Origin of the sequence: Pseudomonas sp. PGPPP4 (genome assembly GCF_002256045.1) — a bacterium.
In the GTDB taxonomy this organism is placed as follows: domain Bacteria; phylum Pseudomonadota; class Gammaproteobacteria; order Pseudomonadales; family Pseudomonadaceae; genus Chryseomonas; species Chryseomonas oryzihabitans.
Map to the genome: position 1 here is coordinate 1 of NZ_NKID01000011.1, position 24079 is coordinate 24079.

Below are 24079 nucleotides of genomic sequence, written 5' to 3' on the forward strand. Positions count from 1 at the left end.
CGCGGCCGAGCTTGGGAATGGTGCCCAGGGTCTCGCCGGTGGCCGGGTTGTCCACGCTGACGGTGGCGCCGCTGTCGGCGTCGATCCAGGCACCGTCGACATAGGCTTGCTGGCGAAACAGGGAAGCGTCTTTGAGCTGCATTACGGTCTCCTTGGCTGAAAGGGCCGGAAGCAAGGGCATGACACCCCTGCGCCTGCGATAGGGTCAGGCCTGGAAACGCTGGCATCGCCACCGTTCAGTGCCCGCTCGAGCAACGTCCGAACCGCCCTGGGCGTTCGAAATATTGAACGCATCCTAGGAGAATATTGAACCCCCGCGCAAGAGCGCCGGAGCGGTTTTCGCGCGGACTTCCTCCTTGTTTATGCAGCCCTTGCCAAGCCCCGCGAAACAGTCGTTCAAAATCAACAACATCGTGCATGCGGGCATGGACGGTCGAGGGCAAGGTGAGTATGATGGCGACCGATTCAGCGTCACCGAATCGCTGCACTCGTAGCTCAGCTGGATAGAGTACTGCCCTCCGAAGGCAATACTCATCGAGTTGAGAAGGGTGTCAGCTAATGGTCAAATAGACCGCCGCAACATATACGCACCAGTAGCTCAGCTGGATAGAGTACCGCCCTCCGAAGGCGGGGGTCGTGGGTTCGAATCCCGCCTGGTGCGCCATATCTGTATGATTTAAAAGCCTTTTCCTAAGGCTCTGCCGATCCAGATCCCGAATTGGCTAATCTCTCAAAATTGATCTCCATGCGGATACTCAGATTGTGGTGAGTACTGCCCGCAGCGCTCCTTTTCGACTCATTTTCGGGCTGTGCCAATTCTGTGCCTAAACCGTGCCTCAAAGTCTGGCGCCCTATTTTGCGAGCGGGGATTTTGAGTACTAGCCATAAATCGAGCTGCAGCTACTAGTCGATGGTAGTGAAGAAATCTTGCGTCGCTGCCTGCCCAGGCGGGTGGCCGGAGGGCCGTGGAATCCAACATCCATGTCATCGGCGGAAAAAGCGTCCCGCAGGATAGGGGCTCCGACAGAACACTGGTCATTGACGACCCTGCGGTGCTCCAGGCTGTGGCGGGCGCAGCGAAATGTATGCGTATCTGCCAACGTACCAATACAGCTATTCGGGATCGTCTACGCAAAGAGTGCAGAGCGCTGTGGCCAAGGCGCAAGCAGCACCCAACCCTGAAAAGCTTCCGCCACCAATTGGGCTCAAACCTAAAAGCCTCCAGCGAGAGCGATAAGGCCATCGCCTACATGACGGGGCACCAATCCATCGAATCAATCAGCGTCTACGGGAACCGTCGATCTGGGGCTGGTCACAAATTGCATATCAGACCTGCACAGGACGCTGACTTGTCAAAAGTTCGTCAACCCAAGCAGCCTGCTGTTTTTGGTCGAGAACGCGTGGTGGGCCGTATCGAGGTGCCACAGCGCCTGGCAAACCGACGAACAACTGCACAACCTGTCGCAAATGAACGTTAGCGGCCGGGCATCATCTCAGGCGCCAGCCATCTGCCTAATCGTAAATGCCCTTCGTCCAACCACCGTAAACCCAGTGGACTCCGATATTGACTGCTCAAAAACACGCCCGGCCTGCTCCAAGCGCAGATAGCGCGTTGCGCATTTTTTATCCAAACAGTTGGCTTTGAACCCTACAGGGCTCTGGAAAACCAGCGGAGCCCTGCCAGTGCAAACCGGGCACTTTTCCAAAGCAAGAATCGCCTGGTTGTGACGTTCCAGGGCTGACGCTTGCGCAGTGGAGTTAGAGGAAACCAAAGCCTCCTTGAGCGCCGTCACTGCCTCCTCGGCCAAGGCCTCAGTAACAATCAGTTCATTTTGCTCTGAATTAACCTGAACCCCCGCAACCTGCTTTGCCTGTTCCAGCACCTTTTGCGGGATTTTTTGCAACGGCTGCGCATACGTAATCATAGCCATTCGGCAAAGCACCTGATCAACCAGCAAGCCAAAGCGCTCCGTGCAATACATGTCTGTGGGAGACAGCGGTATCCACTGCTCTGGACAATAGGCTGCATCAATCTCCTGCCCCATTGCCGGCCAGGCGATAAACCGCTCCTTGCTCTGTGGAGTCACCTCAGGAGCAGGCGCATCACTCAGCCAGGGCACAATGGTAAGCAATACGTCCTCTGGCGTTGAAAGGGCAGGAGAACTGCTAAGCAATTGCCACTCCAGCCCACGTTGCCGAAGAAGTATGTGCCTTCCGGCCCAGACACCTTCGTCCTGGCCATTCAGATAAGGCAGCAGCGCCCTCCTCATGACCAGACCAGCGTAGTGAGAGTAGGCAGAAGCAAGAGACTGGTTCTGCCTGAAGCGCTCTGCCGGCGTGGCACGTTTGGCCTGTGTCACCTTGGCCAACTGATCCCACAAGATAGCCAGATGCCGGTAATGCTGATCGTGACCAAGGATGTTGGTCATATGCAGCACACCTGTCACTTGTGCCTGCCGGCTGACCAACAAATACAGACCACTTTGCTGCAGGCCCGCAATCGTCTGGTACAAGCGTTCAAGCTTTTCAAGCGTTTCACCAAGCAACTTTGATGCGTTACTAGTTTCCTCTGCGCTGAATGTCATCCCCCACAAGCGGCAAATTTCTTCACGCAGACGGTAATCGACATTCTCCGCCTCATAGAAGCGCAGCGCCTGATTCAGCGTCGCCTGCAAGCCACGCAACTCCGCCAAGCGCGCGTGCAAATAGCGTTCAATCTTATCCAGCAAGCGCGCATAGACACGATTCTCATAGATGCCATAGTCATCTTCGCTGAAGCGGGCCAGTACCTTCTTGGGGATCACGCCACTCAACGTCTGCCGCTGCCAGCACTCCGAGTGCGAGGCCAGATGCACCAGCGCCCCTTTGGCCAAACGACGTGCACGCCCGATATCAGCAACCTCATCCTCATAGTGAAGATCGAGGCGCGGACGCTTCGAGATGTGATGCAGATGCCCTTGCTTCACCACATCCAGAAGCCGCTCCTCAAAGGGCTGCAGATGGCTCTTGGCATCGATGATGGAAGCTGGCATCAAAGGAGACATCAAAGGCGCCTGCAGTGCCTCGGCATCAATCGTCGCAATGACCTTGCTCAGCAATTCCGTTGCCGCCGCCAGACTTTTTTGCGGCGGCGTAAAAGTGCAAGCCTCATCACCCAACTGGCAGCGCTGATCACCATCACTCACCAGCACACCCGTAAATACCGGTGTATGGCCATTAAATGCAGGCCCGTCATTCACAGACTGATAGCGACCGGGCTGAATGAGTGCCGGCAACTGCCGGCACTGCTCACCCGTAAAACGATCAAACCACATCAGCTACGGCCATCCAGGCGACGAATATCAGCCTCCAACAGCTCCATAGACTTGCGCGGATCACCCGCCAGATCAGCGCTGATCCAGAAGTCCTCCAGAGCGCCTTTCAGATTGCGCAGCGTCTCGGCAGAAACGTTGTAGCGGCCGGTCACTTTGCCAGGGCGCATGATTCTCGTGGCCAACAAGTGGTCCAGCGCCTCCCCCGAAGAAGCCCCGCAAGCCAGCATGACAGGGATGAAATCCAGCGCCTGCTTTTCAAAGCGGTTCCCCCAGCCCAGCTCAAACTGACTGCCCAACTGTTCGGTGAAGGCATCGCCGGTCAGGTCCTTCAGTAGCTTGACGACCTCCTCCTTGCGCTCAGCACTTGCCTTGCCAAATGCCTTGCGCAAGGAGCGATAAGAGTAGTTGGCCGGCTCAAACGACTTGATCGTGAAGCGCTTATCCTGCTTGGGCAGAGTCATTACATGAGCACGATCATAGGTCTTGTCCGCCAGCTCATTGGTGGTTTCATCATGGTTCGCGGTACCAATAAACCAGACATTGGCTGGCACCCTGATCTTGCGGCCCTCGGCCAGCATCGCAGGTGCATTGGGCAACGACGTTTCCGAGAGGCTGATCAAGCGCTCATCGGGGTTGTTCTTCTCCAGGGCAGAGAGGAACTCGGCAAAGTATTGCTCAGGGCGCGACAGGTTCATCTCATCCAGCAGGATGATGTTGCAGGTGTCTTCCCAACGCGGGGTCTGCGCTTTGTATAGCGCCTGCAAGCAGTCCTTCTCGTAGAACCGTCGCTCAAAGGCGTTGTAATGACCAAGAAGATCATCCCGATCACGCCAACCGGCCTGCACTGAGATATCTGTGCAGAAGCCCCCCATAGCCTTGGCAAATGCCTTGGCCAAACTGGTCTTACCGGTACCACTGATACCCTGGAAGACATGCAGCTGGCTCATGGCCAAGCCCCCCAGCAACACGCGGATATCCTCGATCGGATAGAACAGCTCTACAGGCTTTTCAGCCAGGGCAATCCGGTGTTGCAACTGCTCTGCAAACGTTTTGAGATCAGGCACCGCATCCAGATCCATGCGCGCCCTGAAATCACGACCTGTATCCATCAGCGTCATTGCCGGGAATGGCGTCTGGGTCTTCTGGGCACTGGTCAGTTGCTCGATGCGGCTTTCCAGATCATTGATGTGCACCGCGAGCGTATTTTTGTGTTGCTCCAGAACGCGCTTCTCACGCGCGACAGCCTCAAGCTCTGTAGCCGCGACACGCTTGCCGCTCAACTCACGACGCAGCTCATCCCGCTCAGGGCGTAGCTCAGCTACTTCTCTTTCAAGATCAGCCTTGCTGTCACGCAGGTAGTCATTATCGCGCTGCAATTGCGCCGTATCCGATTGCTCCAGGCTGCGCTTGAGTTCACGGTTTTCCTGACGCAGCGCTTCCAGTTGCTGCAGGATCTCAGCTCCGGATACTTCGCCCAGGGATTGCTTGAGCTCCTGAATATCGAGCAGCTGCTCCTTGAGTTCATTCGCCTTGCTCCAGGCCCGCTCACGCTGCTCTTCCAGCTTGGCAACAACCTGGTGATGATTCGCCCGCTCGGATGCCATTTCCTCATCCAGACGCTGCTGCAAGGCCTTTTCCTCTGCCTGGATATCCGCCCACTCACGATCCAGGCGGCTACGCGCACGATCTAACTCGACCACTTTCTGCTTGATGTCGTGCTCACGCTGATCAAGCAACCTGACACGTTCAGCCTCTGCCTCCGTGCAACTGAACTTGACCTCCGCCAGCCGCCTTGCTGCCTGGGAAATTTCACCGTCGAGCTGGTGCTTGTCTTCGCGCAACGACTGAAGATCCGCTTCATGCTGACGCACCTGCTGACGCTGTTGCGCCTCCAGCTTACGTAAAGCCGCTTCGTTTTCCGCAACAAAGCCGGCTTGCGCATTGGCTTCTCGCATATTCAGGGAACGCTCGGCCTCCAAATTTTCGGCCATCTTCAGCGCCAATTCCTGCTGAGCCTCAAGCAGCTTGTCCCACTCAGCCTTGAGCTCAGCTTTCTCTGCATCCAGTCCGGAGCGGACGGCCACAAGCGCTTCCTGTTCGGCTACCTGCGCCAGTGCCGCCACCTCGGCAGTTTCAGCTAATTTGCTGGCAGCAGCCCACCGCTCGGCATATTCGTCATGCAAACGCTCCTTGAAGCGCACCAACTCCTTGCAGAGCGTGGCGAATTGCTCAATCCAGCGAACCAGATCACTGTCGCCCTCAAAACGCTCGCAGACGCCGCGCAACCACTCACGCTCGACAGAAATATCCAGTGTCATGTCAAAGGACTGATAGGCCTTGGAAGCGTTCTCGAAAGAAGCGCTCAATACATTCACTTGCTGCTCCACTGAAGCACGGGCCATACCGGCCGCAGACGGTGCCGCTGCTGGGATTTGCTGTGGACCAAACTTGTTCGAGCTTTTCTTGCCCATTACATCCATTCCTTAAAAAATTCGGTGAAGCCCAGCGCGTACTGGATGTTATCCAGCGTTTCCTCATAGGTGAGGGGGGCGACTTCTCGTCCGGTAAAGCGGCTCTGCGCATGGCTGCTGCGGTTACGCAAATCCGCAAGCAGCAACAGCCTGTCAAGTTGCAGCTCGCGAGCTAACAGCGTCTTGAACGGGTGCCCAGAGTGGTTGAGCGTTCCCATTGCTGCAGCAAACAGCAAAGCTTTGAGAGAATCGCTTGGCCGGGAACAAGCCCGAATAACCTGGCCAATCTTTTGCCCAGCCAGCGTACTGATAACCCCCGAGGTAAAGGCCGGTAACTGCAAGGCTGATAGCAAGCGCTCATTAAGCTCTCGATTAACGATTTTCTGTTTGGGCAGATGCCCTGCTTCAACTGGATATTGGTGAATCAACCACTGCATGAGGACCTCAAGCAGTTTCTGGCACTCCATCACTGCAGCATCCAGTTCCTGCTCACTCTGGTCGCCTTGTTCCAGCTTGTTCATACGCAGTAGCAGGGCTGCCAAATGCCGCTTGATATCCGGTTGCCGCGCCGCCCAGGGGTATTCCGTGAGCACCTGCATATCCGCCTGCTGGCGCATGGCCTGCAGCCACTGCTCAACCGTCTGATCATCCGCACGCGGAACAGAAACCAAAGGCTGTAAATGGTTGAGCAGGTACTTGTTACCCCCCTCAGTCTGCTCCCGCAAAGCATCCTGTAACCACCAGGCGTTGGCTCGCAGCGCAAACGGATCGTCGACTGCCCACAGCTCCAGCCCCTCGTCATCAGGCTTGGCCCAGAGCAGTACCCTTGCAGGCTTGGCGGTATCATCCAGCCGCTGCACACCAGACAACTTAAGGAATTGCGGGAACTGGCCGCTATCGAGCTGCCGAGCTGCCCGGCAATCATCCCGATAGTCGCGATAAGCTATCGCCAGCGCCTCATGATCCAACGTCGGCAGTGATGACTTGCCCGCCGCCATCACAAACGGCCGGATTGACTTGCCGCTTTTCCGCTCCCCTTTGAATACGGGATAGCGTTGCAGCGGATCTTCGGGCTCGATCGAATCAAGCTGCTCAGCGAAGCGTGGCCAGAACTGACCACTGATAGCATCCTGGAACAGATAACCAGCCTTCAGGTTGTCATCCTCAACAGACTCACCATCCAGCAGTTGCTCGCCTTTTTCAGTCAGCCCACGGGCACTATCAGTCAGCCAGCCGTTACTCACCCCTTGAGCCAGTATCAGCTTGATCAGATTGACATGCAGCCCGGTCAACTCAGCGATTGCCTCCGCTTGCGTCAACTGTGCCCGGATCAACCCCAGCACAGCGCGCTGGAACAGATTCAACTGAGCCTCTTTTGCCTCGGGATAAAGCACGCGATGAACCAGCACCGGCCACAACAAGGGCCTGGCCTCGCCGCGAGGCTTTTCAGCAAACTGCAGATAAATACCGGTTTCAGCGAATGCAGCCATGCTCACCCCCACACAGCTGATAAAAAGCAGCCAGAGCTGGTACAGCCTCTTGTGCATCCGGGTTACTGGCCAAAGCAGCATCCCCGACACAAATCAGCATCTGCCTTTGCCGGCTCATGGCCACGTTCATGCGGTTTGGCAAACGCAGGAAACCAAACTGACGGTTCAGTTGCAGCTCACGCTCATCCCCCTCGCTGGCAGCAGCTCGCACCGAGCGATTGGGCTGGAAACTGCGCACGCAAGACAGCAGCACCACATCGAACTCCTTGCCCTGGAAGGCGTCCACCGAGCCAACCCGCAAGCGTTCCTCTGCAACCACGCTTCCATCTGCCTGCACCTTGCGGGTCAACTTGAACTGCTCATGCGGCTCGTAGCCCCCCTCGCGCTTTACCATCAAGGGAGTACCGTCGATTTTCTGCTGAGCGAGCTTCTCCATGATCAGATCGCGCTGTGCCGCGTAGAAAGTAATGATGCCAACAGACAACGCCTCACCGCCGGCCTGCATCAGCTTTACCACTTCGTCAGCAATGCGCTGCGCCTCAATCTCTCGAACCCGGCTAGTTCCCCGGCGCTGATCACGCCCCTGTACCGCCGGCACATCAATCCACTGACAAACATGGCCACGGTAGGACTCCGCCAGCGGCCCCAGCCTGGAAAGCAGCTCCTGGCTGAATACAAACGCCTCTGCCGGCCTGCCGGAATGCAGAACCCCCAGGTTTTCACATTCGTAGAAGTGCTTACTGACAAAGTTGCCCAAGACCGGATGCATGCGGAACTGGGTATCAAGCATCACCACACGGCGAATCGAATCCTGCTTTTCCAAATCCTGTAGCTTGACCCGCATACGCTCGAAAAGACTGGATCGGAAAGCCGCCAGTTGCAGTTCGGTCAGTTCATGCTCCTCCTGTAACTGCCCCTCGATATCCGGCTCAAGCATGTGCGGGAGCTGGCGGTCATCGCCCACCAGAACAATCCGCCGCTTGGCCATGGACATCGGAATAAACAGATCTAATGGATTGGCCCGTGCTGCCTCGTCGATGACAACCGTATCGAACTCGATATCCGAGTTGGAGTTAGTGGATACCTCTTTCAACATTTCCATCTGCTTGCCCGCAGCCTGCTGGCAGGTTGCACCGACCACCATCGAATACTCATTGACCACAGCCCGCGCAGCGGAACGATCGGACTCCAGACTATCGACCAGTTGCTCCAAGACCCATGCAACCCCCTGCTTGCGCTTGGCCATGCGGTCTTCCAGATAGCGATCCACCTCATCAAGCAGCGCTAGGCCATCAGGGTCTACCTGGCGTTTCAGCGCAGCCGGCCGGTAATCCGGCAAGTGCTGATCAAGCAACAGATCCTTCCAGATCTTCAGAGCCTGAAGGGTCGCCGGCTCAACGTGCGAGCTGTCGGCAAGTTCTTCCAGCAGGCGCAGCAGCTCCGGGGCCACACCTTTTTCATGGCGCTTGAGCCAGCTCAGCAGATCCCAGGCACGCTCGCCGCCATCATCGGTAAAGGCAGCAACCTCGACACGCAGAGCACGGATACGCCTGAGCAGCTGAGAGGGAGGCAGACCTCCCGCAGCTGTAGCCGGCGCTTGACCGGCAAGCGTATCGATATACTCCTCGAACTGACTTTCAAGCCGGGGCGGCAATGCCAGGCCGCTTTGCTCCAGTTCACGCAAGTCATGCAAAAGGCGCTGGAACTCATCCGCCTGCTGTGCAGGGCCGGTACTCGCTACCCGGGCAAGGGCCAACCTCGCGGAAATGGCCCGCAACTGCTCAAGCTCAGGGAAGCGGCTGTATTCCTGCGCAATCTTGCGGTGCAAATGAGCCGCCTGGCGTTCCAGCCAAGGCTCAATCAAAGCCGCCTGATCACTCTCGCCGTGCTTGCCGCCCACCCGCGCGCCAGGTAAGCCGAATACATCGCTACGCTCCAGTGCATTGTCGACGGCATCATGCTGAAAACTGCTGACCAGTACCTGCGCCGCAATATTCTGCTTCTCCGCTCGCTCACCCAGACAACGCTGCAATGCTGCAATAACCTGGGTTTTACCGGTACCAGGAGGGCCGATGATGATTGCCAGATCAGGGGTATTGAGCGCGCAATCCAGCGCCAGCGCCTGCTTCTCGGTCGGCTTGCCACCCTTGAAAGACTCCAGCACGTATGGGGTCAGCCCGCTGATCGGGCGTCGTCGCGCAGCAGGAACCGCAACCCCTTCCAGCAGCCATTTCAATTGCGGCAGCCGCTTGCCCGAGTCAATCGACTGCTTGGCTGCCAAGCGACGCTTACCCATCGAACGTTGGCCGGCAAGAGACAGATACAACCAGCCCTCCCCCGCTTTCGGTCGGATGTTGGTCTTACCCGCCGCCTGTTTGAAAATCACGCAATCTGGCTCGAAGCGAATAGTCCCCCGCGGAGCATTGGCAGTCCTTTGAGCCTTCTCGGATGAAAGCTCTTCCAGCCAGTCCGGGCGCTGATCGCCCAGATCAAACTGATCATTGCTGCTCAGCTCCAGATCGCGCCAGCGCTCGCGGAACGCCTGATACTGCTCCTGCGACTTGGGAATAAGACGCCAGGCATTGCCACGCCCCTCCTGAAAGCCGTGGCACTCGGCGTAAGCCAGAGAACCCAAACTTTCTGCCTGCTCTAAAGCTCTTTGCCACTCTTTATCGTTGTAAAGATTCCAGAGTTCGAGATAGCTGGCGTTGTCACGCAGCGCCGCACTCAGCAGAGCCTGCTGACTGGCGCTGCCGAGTGCAGCCGCAACAGAGGCATCCTTAAATTCAAATTGGCCAAGCAGGATGGAGAATGCACCATCACGATGGGTATGACGGTTAACACGCTTAAGCAGATAACTGCCATCCTGGCGCCGCTCGACATCGGCACGCCAGCCATTACCCAGCAACTGAAAGCCGCCCTTGGTAGCGGTATTGCTGAAACGAGCAACCGTCAGCCAGTCATCCTCAGCCAGGCCCTGTACCACAAAGTGCTCGGCAAACCAGCGACAGGCCAGTTCAACAGTGCTGCCGGCAATTTCGCGCTTGGCGTGCAAATCCTCAGCAAGCAGCTCATCAACACCCAGTTCAAGCTGCATTGCCGTTACTTCAACCGGTGCGCAGTATTGCACCAGCAGCTTGTTTTTCTTCGTACCCGTCAGCAACCAGCGGGTCTGATCACGCAGGGCCAGACGGCCAAATATTTCGGCATCGGCCTTGGCACAATTAACGCGGATGCGCACATCTCCCTGCACCGCCAGCCAGTCATCTTGATAGCGCTGCAGGAAAATCGCCTGCCCGTCCTGCAAGGCATCCACAGACTCATCTGTAGAAAGCGCCAGCACATCGGCTGACAGCATGGGGAAATCTTTAAATTCCATTTGCCATCACCACCGGAATTGCCAGACGACTTTGCTGGAGGGCAACCCGGAGTCCTTATGCCCTGACTTCGCAGGCTCACCTACATGAATCAGGAAGGGTTCCTCATCCTGGCCACGCAGGCTCTCCTTGAGGCCCTGATAACGCTGCAACGGTTTAATGTTCTCCCCGCGCTGCAACTGCAACTGGCTCTCAGGCAATGGGAAAATCCCCAGGCCCTTGTCGCTGTACTCGATACGGATATGGTCAGCCGGCCAACAGTCATAGCTGAACGTCGGCAGCAAGCGCTTGAGCTCAACCTGCCCTCCCGGCTGCAGCCAGACCTTGCGCCCCGTCGCTACCAGGTCTGGAGGAGCCTCCGCATCCCCGTCCTGCTCGGCAGACAAGGCAATGAACTCCTCAAACATAACCAGACGACTGTCAGCCGGCTCCGGGCAGAAATAACACTCCGCTTTGTCCGCTGCCCGCAAGTCCGCTGGCAACAGGCTGGTACTGCCGCAGCCAGGGCAGCAATAGATACGCTCGTCCACTTCAACCAGCGCCTCAAGCCACTCGGCCATAGCCGGGCGCTCATAGGGGCTGGCTCGCCCACCCTCAAAGCAACGGCTAAACAGTTGGGGCAGCTCGCTGTGCTCCAGCAGTTGCAGCGGCAGATTAACGAAGCAAGCGTTACTGTCGTCCTCGCTATCGTTGATCCAGGGGTGCTCACCGCGCAGCGCGGCATCCTCGATTTCAGGCTCACCGCAGCTGACCATCTCACCCTTGAACGGGTGGTTGTGTGTCAGCAACTGATAGGCAATAACGGCGAAGCTCCAGCAATCGGTGAGGCTGGACAACAACGCCTCACCACGCACCACTTCCGGTGCGCCATAGTCCACGGTGTGCAGGGTCAAGCCACTGTGGCTATCGAGGCTGATGTTGTCGCAGTCAATCAACCACGTCTCGGCAAACGCCGGATCGTCCGAGACAAAGATATTGTTCGGCGACAGATCACCGTAGAGCATGCCGCGCCCGTGCAACTGATTCAGTGTTCTGGCCATCTGGCCCAGAATACGAATACGCCGACGCAGCCCGCCCTGGCGCAGATAATCTTCATGCGCCTCTTCTTCAGCATTAGCAAAACTGTCCAGCAGCCCCTGCAAAGGCACCAGCCCGTCCATCAGCTCCATCACATAACCGCAGCGTGGCTCAGCCAGCAGTTCAAGCGGTCTAGCCAGCTTCAAATCGGCCAGATCCTGCCGGGTCAGCCATTCGATGTGCTCACGCCAACGACGGCGCGCCTGCTCATCCTTATTGGTAAACCCCTTGATCAGAGCTTGTGGGTACTGGGTGCGGTAAACAACGCCCTGCCCACCACTGCTCAACTCACTCGTGAGCTCATAAACCGAACCTTTGCTGTCCTGCACCATGCGCTGCTTCTGCGGCGCGGCCTTGTTCGTGCTCATCTGTATCAATCCGTTAAGAAAATTCCAGCAATGCTCTTGTCGTCACCATGGCGTGGCGTCGACCAGTCCAGCAGCTCACCCGTCAACCAGCGGCGCATGCGGCGCTTGCTACTACAACGCAGTTGGCGCCGGTAAATGGCATCAAAAAACGACTCAAGCTGCGATGGAATCAGGTCATCCGAGATACCATCCGTCATCAGCAGTACGCCATCACCCGGCTGGCTCAACTCAAACTCGAAACTGCGAGTATTCCGGGCATCCGCCTGGGCCAAGGTCAGGGTCTGATTACCGAAGCCCTGGCGTTGATCGGTCAGCACCTTGAAAGCGCCAGCGCTTCTTGCCAGCAGCAATCCATCGCCAATCTGCCCGGCAACAGCCCGGCCACGGGCATCCACGCGCGCCCACAGGCAGGTCGTTTCATGCAGGCGATAACGCTCGCCAAAACAGGCCAGCCAGGCCTTGCGAACCTCGTCAGTAACCGCTGCATGAGTAATGTCCGCCTGGCACCGAAGCACGTGCCGTGACAACTGCACCGCCTTGCGCGAACCGAAGTGGCTCAAGGGGCGACTGCCCAATCCATCGGCAACTGCAACGCACCAACCGCCGCGTATACCACTGACGGCCAGGGCATCCTGGTTAGGTGAGTCATCCTGCTGGTGGGCGGGGCCCCTCACCGAAGCCCCACTCGCCAACAAGCGCATCAGAAATCCCAGTCCTGATCATCCGTCGGGATTTGCAGCGGAGCAGACTGATTCGGCGTCGCCGAGCGGCTACGTGCACTGACGCTCATCGTCACAGCGCGGAAAAAACGGTGGATATCCGCAGCATTCTCGGCACGGAACAGCGGTGCCTCCGGGTCATTGGCAAAATCACCGAGCATGCTCTCATCGGCATCAGCACCGATGGCCATGGCAAAGCGAGTGGCCTTGGACGAGCGCTCGCCATTGGCCAGACGAGCAAAGGAACCCTGCCAGTCATCAGTAGGGTGGCCATCGGAAACCAGCACGATTACCGGTTTGTAGGCGCGGGAGGGGATGCTGTCCTTGTCTTCGATCATCTGGCTGGCCAGTGCCAGAGCACCACCCAGCGGAGTCGCCCCCGCAGCAGTAAGCGGGGTGAAGCCCTGCAACTGATGAGCCGGAGTCAAAGGCAAATTCACCTCTGCTTGACTGCCAAAGGTGATCAAACTGACCTGCAGTTCAGCCCGCAGGCGGCTCTCGCCGGCAAAGCTGCTGATCATGTCTTTCAGGCCCTTGTTCAGCGCCTCGATCTTGCCATCCACAGACATGCTGCCACTGGTGTCAGCCAGAACGATGATCGGCAGCGGACGGGCGGTTTGGACCTGGAATTTTTTGAGTTCTGACACTGTGTACTTCCTTGATAGTCAATTGGATATCTCCCTATAAGCGCATCCCGTGCCAACTCATGTTTTATTTTAAAAACAGTATGTTATGCAATCTTGAAGGCCGAGAAAGATCGTTATATACGTAAAAACCGTTATTTATTGGTAATTTTGTTTACCGACACGAAGAGGGGCTCATTCACAACGCTGTGGGAAATACCCCTCACAATCCCCAGTAATACTGCTTAATCTTCTGCGCCATCAGCCGGCGGCGTTCGGTGAGGAAGGTTTCGAACTGCTCAGGCTGATAGGCAGCGAGGTCATCCGGGAGGCAGTTGGCCGCCAGGTTGGCCTTAAGGTCATCCAGGCTGATGATCGCACCATAGTGCGCTGCGCCTTGCTGACACTGGTCAAAGACCTTCGCCATATAAGCGGCCGGGGCGGTGTCGCCGATTTTGATGTTCACTTCCTGCTGCACGTACACGTAGTTGGCGACCTGGTTGTACTTGCTTCTGAGCAGCCCCCGCTGCTTGAGGAAGTTCTTCGGGAAGATGTGGTGGATATCGCCGTGGTGCGTGAGCATGTCACGCACGGTGATGTCCTTGGACAGGAAGCCCTTATCACCGCGATTGGCCTGCGCGGCCCAGAACACCTTGATTGCCGGAGCGTTCACTGAAGAGGTGTTCAACGCCTGCGGCAGACCGAAGTCCCAGAAAGCATCAGACAGTTCAGCCGCTTCGATATCAGCCAGTACGTCAGCAAACGCTCGCTCGTGTACGGCCTTGATGTCCTTGTCGAACCGGGACTCCGGCGAACCCGAGTAGCGCCCCGTCAGCAGCGACATGACGAACCAGCGGCGCACCCAGCTTTCGATATTGGGGTTGTTGCCCAGGTCGCGCTTGAGCTTGAGGTACAGCACGTAGGCGAAGTTCAGCGCGTTAACCGAGCCGATCATGGAGCTGTCCACGTAGCCAGCCGAACGGATGATCATCAGGAAGCGCTTGAAGTGCGTTTCATTGATGAACTCCCTGACCCCTTCGCTCAGGGTCTTGAAGGATGCTTCTTCGATTTCCTTCTCGTAGCTGCGGGTTTCGAAGTTACGGCCCGAGAGCAGCCCGACCAGATCCGACAGCCTTCCACGATTGAACTTGGTGGTGAAGGCCACGCGCAGCATGTCCGAGTAGCTGGGGTCGTAGAGGTCGTCGTTCTCACTCTTCAGCCAACGCATGGCTCGGAAGTAGTCGGTTTGCACGAAGGCCTTATCGTTGTTCTCGATATGCGCGTAGAACTCGGGCGCGATGGACAGGTGGCAGAAGTAGTCGATGGCCTTGCGCAGGGTGTTGCCGTCGAACTCCTCGTTGGCAGCGATCTTCGACATGACAAAGTCTGCCTGGCTCAGCACCACACCCTTGGAGTTGATGCGGATAAAGATCTCGGTGACCGTCTCGATATCCAAATCCGCCGCCAGCTCGATCAGGCCGATCTGCTTCTTGGTGATATCGCACAACCTGTCCAGGCGCTCGAAAACCAGATCTTCTTTCACATCCGGATTTAGCTCCAGATAGTCTCTCGCCACCTTGTACGACCGCTGCTCGCCGTTAACGATGGGCGCGATATCGGCAAACCAGGCTTTGTCCTTCTCGATGGCCGGGTTGCTGACCTCGAAGCGTTCTTCGATGGGGTGGAAGGCGATGCGGATACGCACCTGCTGGTAATCCTGGTTGACCACCTGCTGCCCGGCGATGGCAGCGGTCAGCGCCGTGACACGCTGCTGACCATCGATCAGCACCTTCTTGCCCTCGGCCAGCGAGCCGTCTTTCAGCTTCACCGTCGGGTTGCGCCAGGCAATGATGTAACCCACCGGAAAGCCCTGATACAGGCTGTCCATCAGATCACGCACCTTGGTGGCATCCCACACGAAAGGCCGCTGGATTTCCGGAATGGCGATCTCGCCAGACTTAACCCAGCTCAGCAGGGTTTCGATCAGGTGTTGGTTTACGGAGTATTTTTGAGAAGACATACCAAAATCCCTTTCTTATATTTAATGCAACTTAATCTGCCACCTGAAAATCAAAAATATACGACAGGAAAATAGCAATCGACTATAAATACAACTCAAAAATCAACCACAATTGATAACTTCATTGCCGTTCTAGCTTTTTCCAGCGACTTGCTTGCTACCGATACATCAACCCTTCCTTTATATATTTTGCTCATCGCGGACAATTTAGCCTTGGTCGAAGAGTCAAACATTCGCTTAATGTCTTTTGTTAGGTCAAGTGTAAACTCATGCTTAGTCAACTGATTAGACTTCAGCCTACGCATCTCATAAATGCTTCTAAACATATCATCTTTAAACAAACCATATTGCTTAAGCATTTCTTCAGCCGCCTCCAAATCTGGCTGGCCTCCAGTCGCCTCAGCGGTCAACCCCATGGTTCGCTTATTGACCTCATCGCTTGCTTTATTTGAGTTACGCTTTACTCCCGCCTCACCACTACCTATTGGCGACGTGACGCTTAAACCGACATCAAGATCAGATTTATCTTGCTGCTCGATCGATACATCCTCAATATCTTTAACAGATACTTTTTTTGCACCTAACGTTATGCACAACTGAACCCATAACCTATATTTCCTAAGCGCATAGTCTTCTGCAAATTCATCAATAGAACCAAACTGATCCGTATAACCTGCCTTAGCAATTACATTACCAACTCGAATCTCTGAGGGTGGCATATATGCAATCAATTCATTGATCTGCTCGCCTGTAGCAGGCAACTTTATTATTTGCGTATCGACTTGAGGCTCTATAAATTCCTTGAACTCAGCCAAGGACTCCTCCCTTAAGTCCTCCAAAAAATCGTTATCAACAAAGAAAATCTTCTGCGTATAAGCTTCAATCATCTACTTAAGCCTCTCGAAAAAATAAAAATGTGCATAGCAATAAAAACAACTGGCCAACTCAATATCTTTTCAAGCGCATCAATTGCGGAACGCTGCTCAACCGAGAAATCTCTCCGCATTAATTTTTCACAATCAAGAAGCATACGGGCCACACTCTGCCGAAGCCCATCATACACATTAAAAATTAAGACTATTGGAGCAAGGCGCCCACCGAAATCACGAGTCAGCGGATTTATTTTAATTAAACAATCTCCCTGAAAAGTCACCTTACACTCAAAGCTATCTGATCCAACTGGCCATAGCCTACCGTTATTATGGACGTGATCAAGAGATCGTAAAACTTCTGTTCGCCTAGGATCGGCATAATCAATCTCTTGGTATTCACCTGGGGTTTTGCTTAGCCAACATAAACTATCACCGGAGTTGTCTAAGGTCTGTGCATATAGATAGGCACATGCCTGACTGCTAGATCTTGCTATCATTGGCAATATCCTGCAGCAAGCGACTGGCACTCTTTTTATCCATTAAGTTTACTGAGTACACATAGCCTGCGACGCTCCCAAAAAGCTCACGCACCTCACGCATACTTGGATCTTGAAGAATCGTATTGTTAACTCGAGCCACATCAACAGACCTCCATTCAGATTTATCCAAGTGAGTACCAATAATATTAACCCGCTTACCTTTAGACTCAGGATCGGCTAGTTTTTCAACAGTTTTTTCTATATCGAACTTTACTTTTCGACGATAGCCTTCGTCCGCGACCCTGGCCAAATTAACAATATAAAATATGTGTTTTTTCGATGCCACTTGGTCCAACCAATCATTTAAACGATCTTTACTACCCGGCATATCAACAAGTTCTTGTATCTCATACGGACCACCATCCAAGCCCTTGACCTCAAACTTCCCAAAACGTCTTAATGAAGTCGTTTGTTCTTTCTCACCTGTAGGATCAACACCGCGTAGCCGTGCTATAAAAGTAGTCTTCCCAGTGTCAGGCTGCCCCCAAACTGCAAACTCACCCAAACTCTTGGGCGCCTTGGTCTCGCCGGCAGGCTTTTTTGAACTTGCATATTTATAAATGCCACCCGCCAAAGCGGCCACCCCAACAACGCCAGCAACGATAAAAGGCAACATGCATAACTCCTACTTTATAAAAACCGCGTCAAATTTCATTAAATACCAGCATAGAGAAACGTATGGCTATAACTTTTCAATTCATATTTTCGCGAACGCACCATCGCCTCAGTCAGATCATCAAACTCACAGGCAATCTCGAACTGCTCGGCGCCTTCGGCCAGGCTGAAGCAGTTCATATCGCTTTTGTCCGCCTTGACGTCGCCGCTCTCGAAGAAGATCGCCAGGGCTTCGAGGATGGTCGATTTGCCATAGTCATTGCGGCCGACAATGCCGGTCATGGCTTCGTCGATGGGAATGACGGTGGTGGCACGGTAGCCACGGAAGTGGGTGAGCTTGACGGACTTGAGGCGCATGGGGATGTCCTTATCTACAGCTGGCCAGAAAACGCTTTTTGGCTTAGCGATTCAAATAAACTGTCTCCCGCCTCCCTTGAAGAAGCAGATGCGTCGAGAGTTTCTTGAAGAGCCCAATAAATACGCTTGAATTTTTCCTGAAGCTCCATATTCGGAAAAAACGCATCTGTCTCTTCGAATTTCGACTTTGAAATATTCAACATTGAACCACTCGTACCAGTAGCCTGAGATGTCAACCTTTCTTTAAATCTTGGCTGCCAAAGTAGGTAGTTAAGGAATTCCGGCAGAAGTTTCTTTTGATCGGTTTCAACCAACCACAGCTTGTCTGGCAGAAAAACATCTTCTACATCAGTCATAACAATACAACTTGCAGCCACTAACTCCCTTGTATTTGCCCGACTGAACAAAAGATCCCCTCTTTTGGGGAATAAAAGCTTTTTCCCCTCAGGGATCTGGTCAAGGGGGACGGTTTTATTTTCTTCTGGCTTGAAAACGCCACTTGTAACTGCACTAATTTTAAGGACGCCTTTCTCACCATCGCTGCAAGGACGGTTTTCACCAGACGCACTCCACCCCGAGGAGATTGACCTTATACTGGCGGATAGCGGTTTCACGTCCCACCCCTTCGGATTGGTCACCGGGTCGCCGAACATGTCCAGAAACACGGCGCAGAGGAAGTCGTCGGCGAGCTGGATGGCTTGCTGGCGTTTGCGGCGGATGGCGTCGGCCTTGTCGAGGATGGCGGCGATGCGCTTTTGTTCGGCCAGTGGTGGGAGGGGGATTTCCAGATTTCTAATTACATCTAGCGTAATGCCTTTAACCGTTGCCCCCTTTCCCTGTTCATCAATAAATGCGGCTTTTGACTCTAAAAAACGCATTAGATAAAGCTTCGAAAGCGTTTTTTCGTCATTTACAAGCAAGGCTTTCAAGTCTTGATTGATTGCCATGTCAACTTCATTGATTGCTACTTTTCCGAGGGCCATTCGCGTCGGAACAATAACATTACCTGCAGGGATAACATTTGTTGCAGATTTTTCTACACCTAACTTAGTGATATAGTCGGCAGTTTCTTTAAGTGAACTAGATTTGAAATCCTTGACCGATGCCCAAGGTATATCCCCGCCCCAAAACTCCGGATTACTCTTGCTTGGAGTTCCGCCTCCTTTGATGTCGACAATATTTCCCAACTTCACCATCGGCCAACTCACAGCATCGCCTCCAGCTCATCCAGATCCGCCAGAATCTCCTGCTCCAGTCCTTTCAGCCGCTGCAGAATTACTTTCGGGTCCTCGTACTGCTCCTGCTGGTACTCCACTTCCTTGTAACGGTTGATGGAGAGGTCGTACTTGTTGGCGGCGATATCTTGGGCCTGCACGACAAAGGCCTTTTTGCGCTTGTCGCCAAACAGGGTATTGATGGTGCTGGCGCTGATGTTGCCCTCCACCATCTGCCGGTATTTGTGCCACTGGGCGATGGCGTCGGGCAGGTCGTTGCTGCCCTCGCCTTTCAGTTCGGTGCGCTTGTCGTCCAGCGAATAACCGTCGGCCTGCAGGTCATAGAACCACACACGCTCGGTGCTGCCGCCCTTGGTAAACATGAGGATGGCAGTGCTGACGCCGGCGTAGGGTTTGAACACACCGCTGGGCAGGCTGACGATGCCTTCAAGCTGGTTGTTGTCTAGCAGTTCCTGGCGCAGTTGCTGGTGGGCCTTGGAGGAGCCGAACAACACGCCGTCTGGCACGATCACCGCCGCACGGCCACCGAGCTTGAGCGAGCGGAGGATATGGGCGACGAACAGCAGCTCGGTCTTCTTGGTTTTCACTAGGCCGAGCACGTCGGGGTTGGTGTTGGTTTCGTCCAGGCTGCCTTTGAACGGAGGGTTGGCCAGCACCACGTCGAAGAAGTCCTGTTCCTGACGCGGGTAGTGCTCCTTGATGGATTTGCTCAGGGAGTCCTGGTAGCGGATGTTCGCGCCGTTCACGCCGTGGAGCATCATGTTCATGCTGGAGACGCGCAGCATGGTGGTGTCGAAGTCGAAGCCCCAAAACATGTACTTGTTGATGTGATCGCGATAAGGCTCCAGCAGGTCGCCAGTGTAATGCTGGTTACCGTCCTCATCGGTAATGATGCCTGCCTCGCTGGAATGCATCCGATTTAGGTATTCCATGGTGCGGGTGAGAAAGCCTGCCGTGCCGCACGAAGGGTCACAGATGACTTCGCTCGGCTGCGGAGCGATCAGCTCGATCATGGCGTCGATGATGTGGCGTGGGGTGCGGAACTGGCCGTTGATGCCGGCGGTGGTGAGCTTGCTCAGCAAGTATTCGTAGATGTCGCCCTTCACATCGCTCCGGGTCAGCGGCAGGTCGTTGACCATCTCCACGGCGGAGGTGAGCACGGACTCGTTCTTGATCTCCAGATCGGCGTCCTGCATGTATTCGCCGATATGCCCCAGCCCCTCCAGCGCGCTGCCCTCCTCGCCCAGGCCATCGACCGCATCAGACTTTCGGCCCAGCTTGGCGAAGTAGGGGTAGACGTTATGCTTGAGGTGCTTGTGCAGCTCCCGGCCGCTCATGTTGCGAAAGTTCTTCCAGCGCAGCAGTTGGCCTTCCGACGTGTTGGGGAACAGGCGGTCGAAGGGTTTGCCGGTACGGTTGGCCTTGCGCTCGGCCACGTCTTCCTGCATGTCGAGCATACGGGCGAACATCAGGTAGCTGATCTGCTCGATCACGGTCAGCGGGTTGGTGATGCCGCCGGTCCAAAACTTTTCCCAGAGCTTATCGATATCGTTACGGATTTTGCCGGTGAGCATTTACTGGTCTCGATCTATAGGTTGTGCGGCCATCAGGCGGGTGTGCCGGGCTGGTCAGGGTTTTTCAAAAAAGGCTTGAGCACGGCCACCAGTTCGGTGACATCGGCAGGGGTAAAGACGCCGTCGATACCCTCATGGGAGATACTGGAGAACGGTGCGTCGTAGAGCGTTTCTATGACGATGCTGCCGTGCTGGGCGATGTAGTTTTTCAGTAGGTTCATAAAGCGAACCTGCTGAGCGGTGAGGCTGGGGTGAGCATGGAGGAACTGCTTGAAGTGTTCCTCGATGGCATGGGCATGCAGGCCGATGATCTCGCGCACGGTGAGGTGCAGTTGATCCGCGGTGCGGCCATAGAACTCGTTTAGCACCTCCAAGCTGACGCCGGGGTGGCTGGTGAGGATAGTCGAGGTCAGAGTTTTCAGCTCGGTCTCGGCAATCGGCTCCCCCTTGTGGATTTTCTGCAGGGTCGGGCTGGCGGCGAGCATGCCAGCGAGGATGTCCTTGAGGCGGCGGCGGTAGATCATGGCCTCGCTGGCACCGGCAATCACCACCTTGCGCTCCTTCACTTGCACGCCGTCGTCGCCGGTACGGGTGCTAGGCATGGCATAGCCGCCCGTGCTGCCGGTCTGCCGGTATTTCATGATGCCGCGCAGTTCTTTGCGGGCGTTCTCCAGCCTGTCGATACTCGGCTGCAGCCAGAAGTCGGCGGTGCGTACTTCGGCGATCAGAGCATCTTTCTGACGTACCGCCTGGATATTCACGGCAAGTTTGTCCAGCTCGGTCAGCAGGGCAATTTTGCCGTCCTCAAAACAGCTGGCCTGGTCGACAAGGCAGCATTGAATGCCGGCGATGAGCTTATCTAGCGCGGTGGCGTGTTTGTCGCGCAGCACACGGGCGGACATCAACGGAGCAATGGTGTTGGCCAGCAGGTGCTGGGTTTTGCCATCGAACTGCTGCAGCTGCTGGGTTTGCTGCAACTGGTGTACGGCACGCAGCTCTCGCTTTACCGCCACGCTGGTATCGGGCAGGTCGTTGATATCGGCCCGCAACAGGGTAATGGCAGCATCGAAGGCGGCAGCATGGTTATGACGCAGGGCGGCCTGCGCAAGCGCCAGGCGCGCTTCAAAGGTAGTCTGCAGCAGGGATCTGCTGCCGGTGTCTTCCGGCTCCTGATATTCCTGCTCGAAGAAATCGAAGTTTCCGTAATGGTCGAAGATAAGGAACTCAGTCTTGTCTTTGCCGGGGCCAAACAGATCAGGGCGCAGGCGCGTGCCACGACCGATCATCTGCCAGAACTTGACCCAGGATTTCACCGGCTTGGCGAACACCAGATTGACGACTTCCGGTACATCGATACCGGTGTCGAGCATGTCGACCGAGATGGCGATACGGAAATCGTTATCCGGCTTTTTGAATTCCTTGATCAGAGTGTCCACATGCGGAATAGCGTTGTGGATGACCTTGCAGACCTTGCTGCCGTACTGCGGGTAGAGCTTGCAGAAAAGTTTTTCCAGGTGCTCGGCGTGGTCCTGACGCTGGGCGAAAACGATGGTCTTGCCGACCAGTGAGCCGGTTTCATCCTTGATGCCTTTGTTGATCAGGTTTTCCAGGATGATGCGGTCGGTGTCTTCGCTGAAGATCTTGCGGCCGATATCCTTGCCGGCGATGGTAGTGCGCTTGGCTTCTTCCTCGCCAAGGTCTTCTTCGAGCTGACGCTTCTGATCATCACTCAGATCATTGTAGTGGATGCCATCGCGCAGGAAGTCGGTGGTGTGATCCTTGACGCGGAAAGGCACCAGATACGGCGGATCGTTGTTGATGGCGGCATCCAGACCGAACTCGAAAGTGGGGTCGGTGGTTTCGCAGTCGAAGATATCGAACGTATTACGGCTGATGAACTTCACCGGGGTGGCGGTGAGACCCACCTGCAGCGCATCGAAATAATCGAAAAGGTCGCGGTACTTGTTGTAGATGCTGCGGTGGCTTTCGTCGGCAATGATCAGGTCGAAGAAGCCAACATCAAGCTGGGCGAAGCGGTTCATCATGCCTGGGTATGTGGCGATGTAGACGCGGGCGGTCAGGTCCACCTTGTTGGTTTCACCAATCACACACCGCGGTTCGCTAGGCAAGTTCTGCTTGAAGGCATCATCGGCCTGCACACGCAGCTCCTTGCGGTCACACAGAAATAGCACGCGCTTGGCCCAACCAGTGCGCAGCAGCAGCTCGGCCAATGCAATGGCCACACGGGTCTTGCCCGTACCGGTCGCCTGGATGATCAGCGCTCGGCGGCGTTGCTGCTGGAAGTGAGCGGCAACCGTTTTGATCGCTTCGATCTGATAGGGACGGTCAGCAATGTTCAGATCAGGGTTATGGCGCTCCAGCTCCGCTTTGCGGTATTGCCGCTGGTAAATCAGATACTCGATGCTGTCCTTGCTGTAGAGGCCATACACCGGCCGGTAGGTGTTGTACTGCGCGTCGTCCCAGATGAAGGTCTCGTATCCGTTGCTGTAGAAAATCACCGGACGTTGCATGCCCATGCGCTCGAAGCCATCGGCGTACATGCGCGCCTGTTCGCGTCCGGCTTGCAGGCTGACATTGCCGGATTTCTTGGCCTCGATCACCGCCAGGGGCTGACCGTTGTCGCCCCATAGCACGTAGTCCGCACGACCCTTGCCGGAAACGTTGCTGGGGAAATCAACTTCGACTTCCTGACCGACCTGCGCGGGATTGCTGACATCCCAACCCGCCTGCGTCAGCATGACGTCGATCAACAGGGCGCGGGTCTTGGCCTCGTTCCACTGCAGGCTATCTGCAACCCTCTGGCTCTGCTGCTGACGCTTCTGCTGGTCCGGCTTGGCAGGCGGTTCCAGCTTGTCAAGATTGCGGGTGCGCTCCTGCTCCAGCTTCTCCATGACGCGCTGCAGCTCTTCCTGCTGCTGATTGAGCTCCTTCTCGTAGCTGGAAACGGTTTTCTGCAGGCGGGCGAGGGCTGCGGTTGGATCTTGCACTTCGATAAAGACAGGAATATTGGCCTGTGCAGTAGCGTAGTACTTGATGGCCATGTACATGGCCAATTGATGGGCCGTCTTTAGCGCCAGCTGGGCGTTACGCAGGTCACCTTCAGCGCCGTGAGCGGTGTCGTTACCCTGGATGCGCAGGAAATTGATCTGGTGAACCAGCGGCTTGCTGACGCAATCGGCAAACACCGGGTTTTTCACCAGGTCGTAGAAGGTCGACTGCGGCATGCGCGGCAGCAGCTCTTCCTTGTAGATGGCTTTGGTGAGCTCTTCGGCGAAGCTACGCAAGCGAGTAAGCGCACTGCCCGGATCGATGTGCAGAACGGCTTCGGCAAGGCCGGCAAGGTTTGCCAGCAAATCGTTACCGGTGCGAAGAAACTCGAAGTTAACTGATTTCATGTGGGCGATTCT

Annotated in this window: 17 protein-coding genes and 1 tRNA gene; 2 read left to right on the forward strand and 16 right to left on the reverse strand. The window is 55.5% G+C overall.

The window, feature by feature from the left end; all coding sequences use genetic code 11:
* On the reverse strand, positions 1 to 142 hold a 142-nt coding region (locus tag CFE50_RS18300), incomplete at its 3' end, for a hypothetical protein (protein ID WP_286736749.1).
* Positions 143 to 587: 445 nt separating this feature from the next.
* Between CFE50_RS18300 and CFE50_RS18305 the strand changes: the two genes are divergently transcribed.
* Positions 588 to 664, forward strand: a tRNA-Arg gene (locus tag CFE50_RS18305).
* A gap of 301 nt (positions 665 to 965) precedes the next feature.
* The gene (locus tag CFE50_RS18310) at positions 966 to 1478 is read left to right on the forward strand and encodes a site-specific integrase (protein WP_286736580.1); all 513 of its coding nucleotides are present in this window, start codon (positions 966 to 968) and stop codon (positions 1476 to 1478) included.
* A 15-nt stretch (positions 1479 to 1493) separates the two neighbouring features.
* Here CFE50_RS18310 and CFE50_RS18315 read toward each other — a convergent pair whose 3' ends face one another.
* The 15 genes from CFE50_RS18315 to CFE50_RS18385 all read right to left on the reverse strand — a co-directional run bounded on the left by CFE50_RS18315 (position 1494) and on the right by CFE50_RS18385 (position 24067).
* Positions 1494 to 3314 (reverse strand): hypothetical protein, encoded by a 1821-nt coding sequence (locus CFE50_RS18315; RefSeq protein ID WP_286736583.1) that lies wholly within the window; start codon positions 3312 to 3314, stop codon positions 1494 to 1496.
* Entirely contained in the window at positions 3314 to 5785 is a 2472-nt protein-coding gene (locus CFE50_RS18320; RefSeq protein WP_070748103.1) for an AAA family ATPase, read from the reverse strand. Before CFE50_RS18320 ends, CFE50_RS18315 begins: the two co-directional genes overlap by 1 nt.
* The gene (locus CFE50_RS18325; RefSeq protein ID WP_041110560.1) at positions 5785 to 7275 is read right to left on the reverse strand and encodes a hypothetical protein; all 1491 of its coding nucleotides are present in this window, start codon (positions 7273 to 7275) and stop codon (positions 5785 to 5787) included. The genes CFE50_RS18320 and CFE50_RS18325 overlap by 1 nt, the downstream gene beginning before the upstream one ends.
* Positions 7259 to 10654, reverse strand: coding sequence for a DEAD/DEAH box helicase (locus CFE50_RS18330; RefSeq protein ID WP_286736589.1), 3396 nt, complete (start codon positions 10652 to 10654; stop codon positions 7259 to 7261). Before CFE50_RS18330 ends, CFE50_RS18325 begins: the two co-directional genes overlap by 17 nt.
* 6 nt (positions 10655 to 10660) lie before the next feature.
* Positions 10661 to 12097: a protein kinase domain-containing protein gene (locus CFE50_RS18335; protein ID WP_286736591.1), complete on the reverse strand. Its 1437-nt coding sequence runs from the start codon at positions 12095 to 12097 to the stop codon at positions 10661 to 10663.
* A gap of 5 nt (positions 12098 to 12102) precedes the next feature.
* Positions 12103 to 12798: a PP2C family serine/threonine-protein phosphatase gene (locus CFE50_RS18340; protein ID WP_065278677.1), complete on the reverse strand. Its 696-nt coding sequence runs from the start codon at positions 12796 to 12798 to the stop codon at positions 12103 to 12105.
* Positions 12798 to 13463, reverse strand: coding sequence for a vWA domain-containing protein (locus CFE50_RS18345; protein ID WP_038664489.1), 666 nt, complete (start codon positions 13461 to 13463; stop codon positions 12798 to 12800). The genes CFE50_RS18340 and CFE50_RS18345 overlap by 1 nt, the downstream gene beginning before the upstream one ends.
* Before the next feature lie 199 nt (positions 13464 to 13662).
* The gene (locus CFE50_RS18350; protein ID WP_286736596.1) at positions 13663 to 15459 is read right to left on the reverse strand and encodes a GmrSD restriction endonuclease domain-containing protein; all 1797 of its coding nucleotides are present in this window, start codon (positions 15457 to 15459) and stop codon (positions 13663 to 13665) included.
* A 95-nt stretch (positions 15460 to 15554) separates the two neighbouring features.
* Positions 15555 to 16346, reverse strand: a complete 792-nt coding sequence (locus CFE50_RS18355; protein WP_286736597.1) for a hypothetical protein — start codon at positions 16344 to 16346, stop codon at positions 15555 to 15557.
* Entirely contained in the window at positions 16343 to 16828 is a 486-nt protein-coding gene (locus CFE50_RS18360) for a hypothetical protein (RefSeq protein ID WP_286736599.1), read from the reverse strand. The genes CFE50_RS18355 and CFE50_RS18360 overlap by 4 nt, the downstream gene beginning before the upstream one ends.
* Complete coding sequence (locus CFE50_RS18365; RefSeq protein ID WP_286736600.1) at positions 16812 to 17486, reverse strand: GTPase; 675 nt, start codon at positions 17484 to 17486, stop codon at positions 16812 to 16814. Before CFE50_RS18365 ends, CFE50_RS18360 begins: the two co-directional genes overlap by 17 nt.
* A 38-nt stretch (positions 17487 to 17524) precedes the next feature.
* Entirely contained in the window at positions 17525 to 17842 is a 318-nt protein-coding gene (locus CFE50_RS18370) for an AAA family ATPase (RefSeq protein WP_286736602.1), read from the reverse strand.
* A 14-nt stretch (positions 17843 to 17856) separates the two neighbouring features.
* Positions 17857 to 19050: a restriction endonuclease subunit S gene (locus CFE50_RS18375; RefSeq protein WP_286736604.1), complete on the reverse strand. Its 1194-nt coding sequence runs from the start codon at positions 19048 to 19050 to the stop codon at positions 17857 to 17859.
* Entirely contained in the window at positions 19047 to 20651 is a 1605-nt protein-coding gene (locus CFE50_RS18380) for a type I restriction-modification system subunit M (RefSeq protein WP_286736606.1), read from the reverse strand. The genes CFE50_RS18375 and CFE50_RS18380 overlap by 4 nt, the downstream gene beginning before the upstream one ends.
* 32 nt (positions 20652 to 20683) lie before the next feature.
* Positions 20684 to 24067, reverse strand: coding sequence for a DEAD/DEAH box helicase family protein (locus CFE50_RS18385; protein WP_353744011.1), 3384 nt, complete (start codon positions 24065 to 24067; stop codon positions 20684 to 20686).
* Positions 24068 to 24079 lie beyond the last annotated feature (12 nt).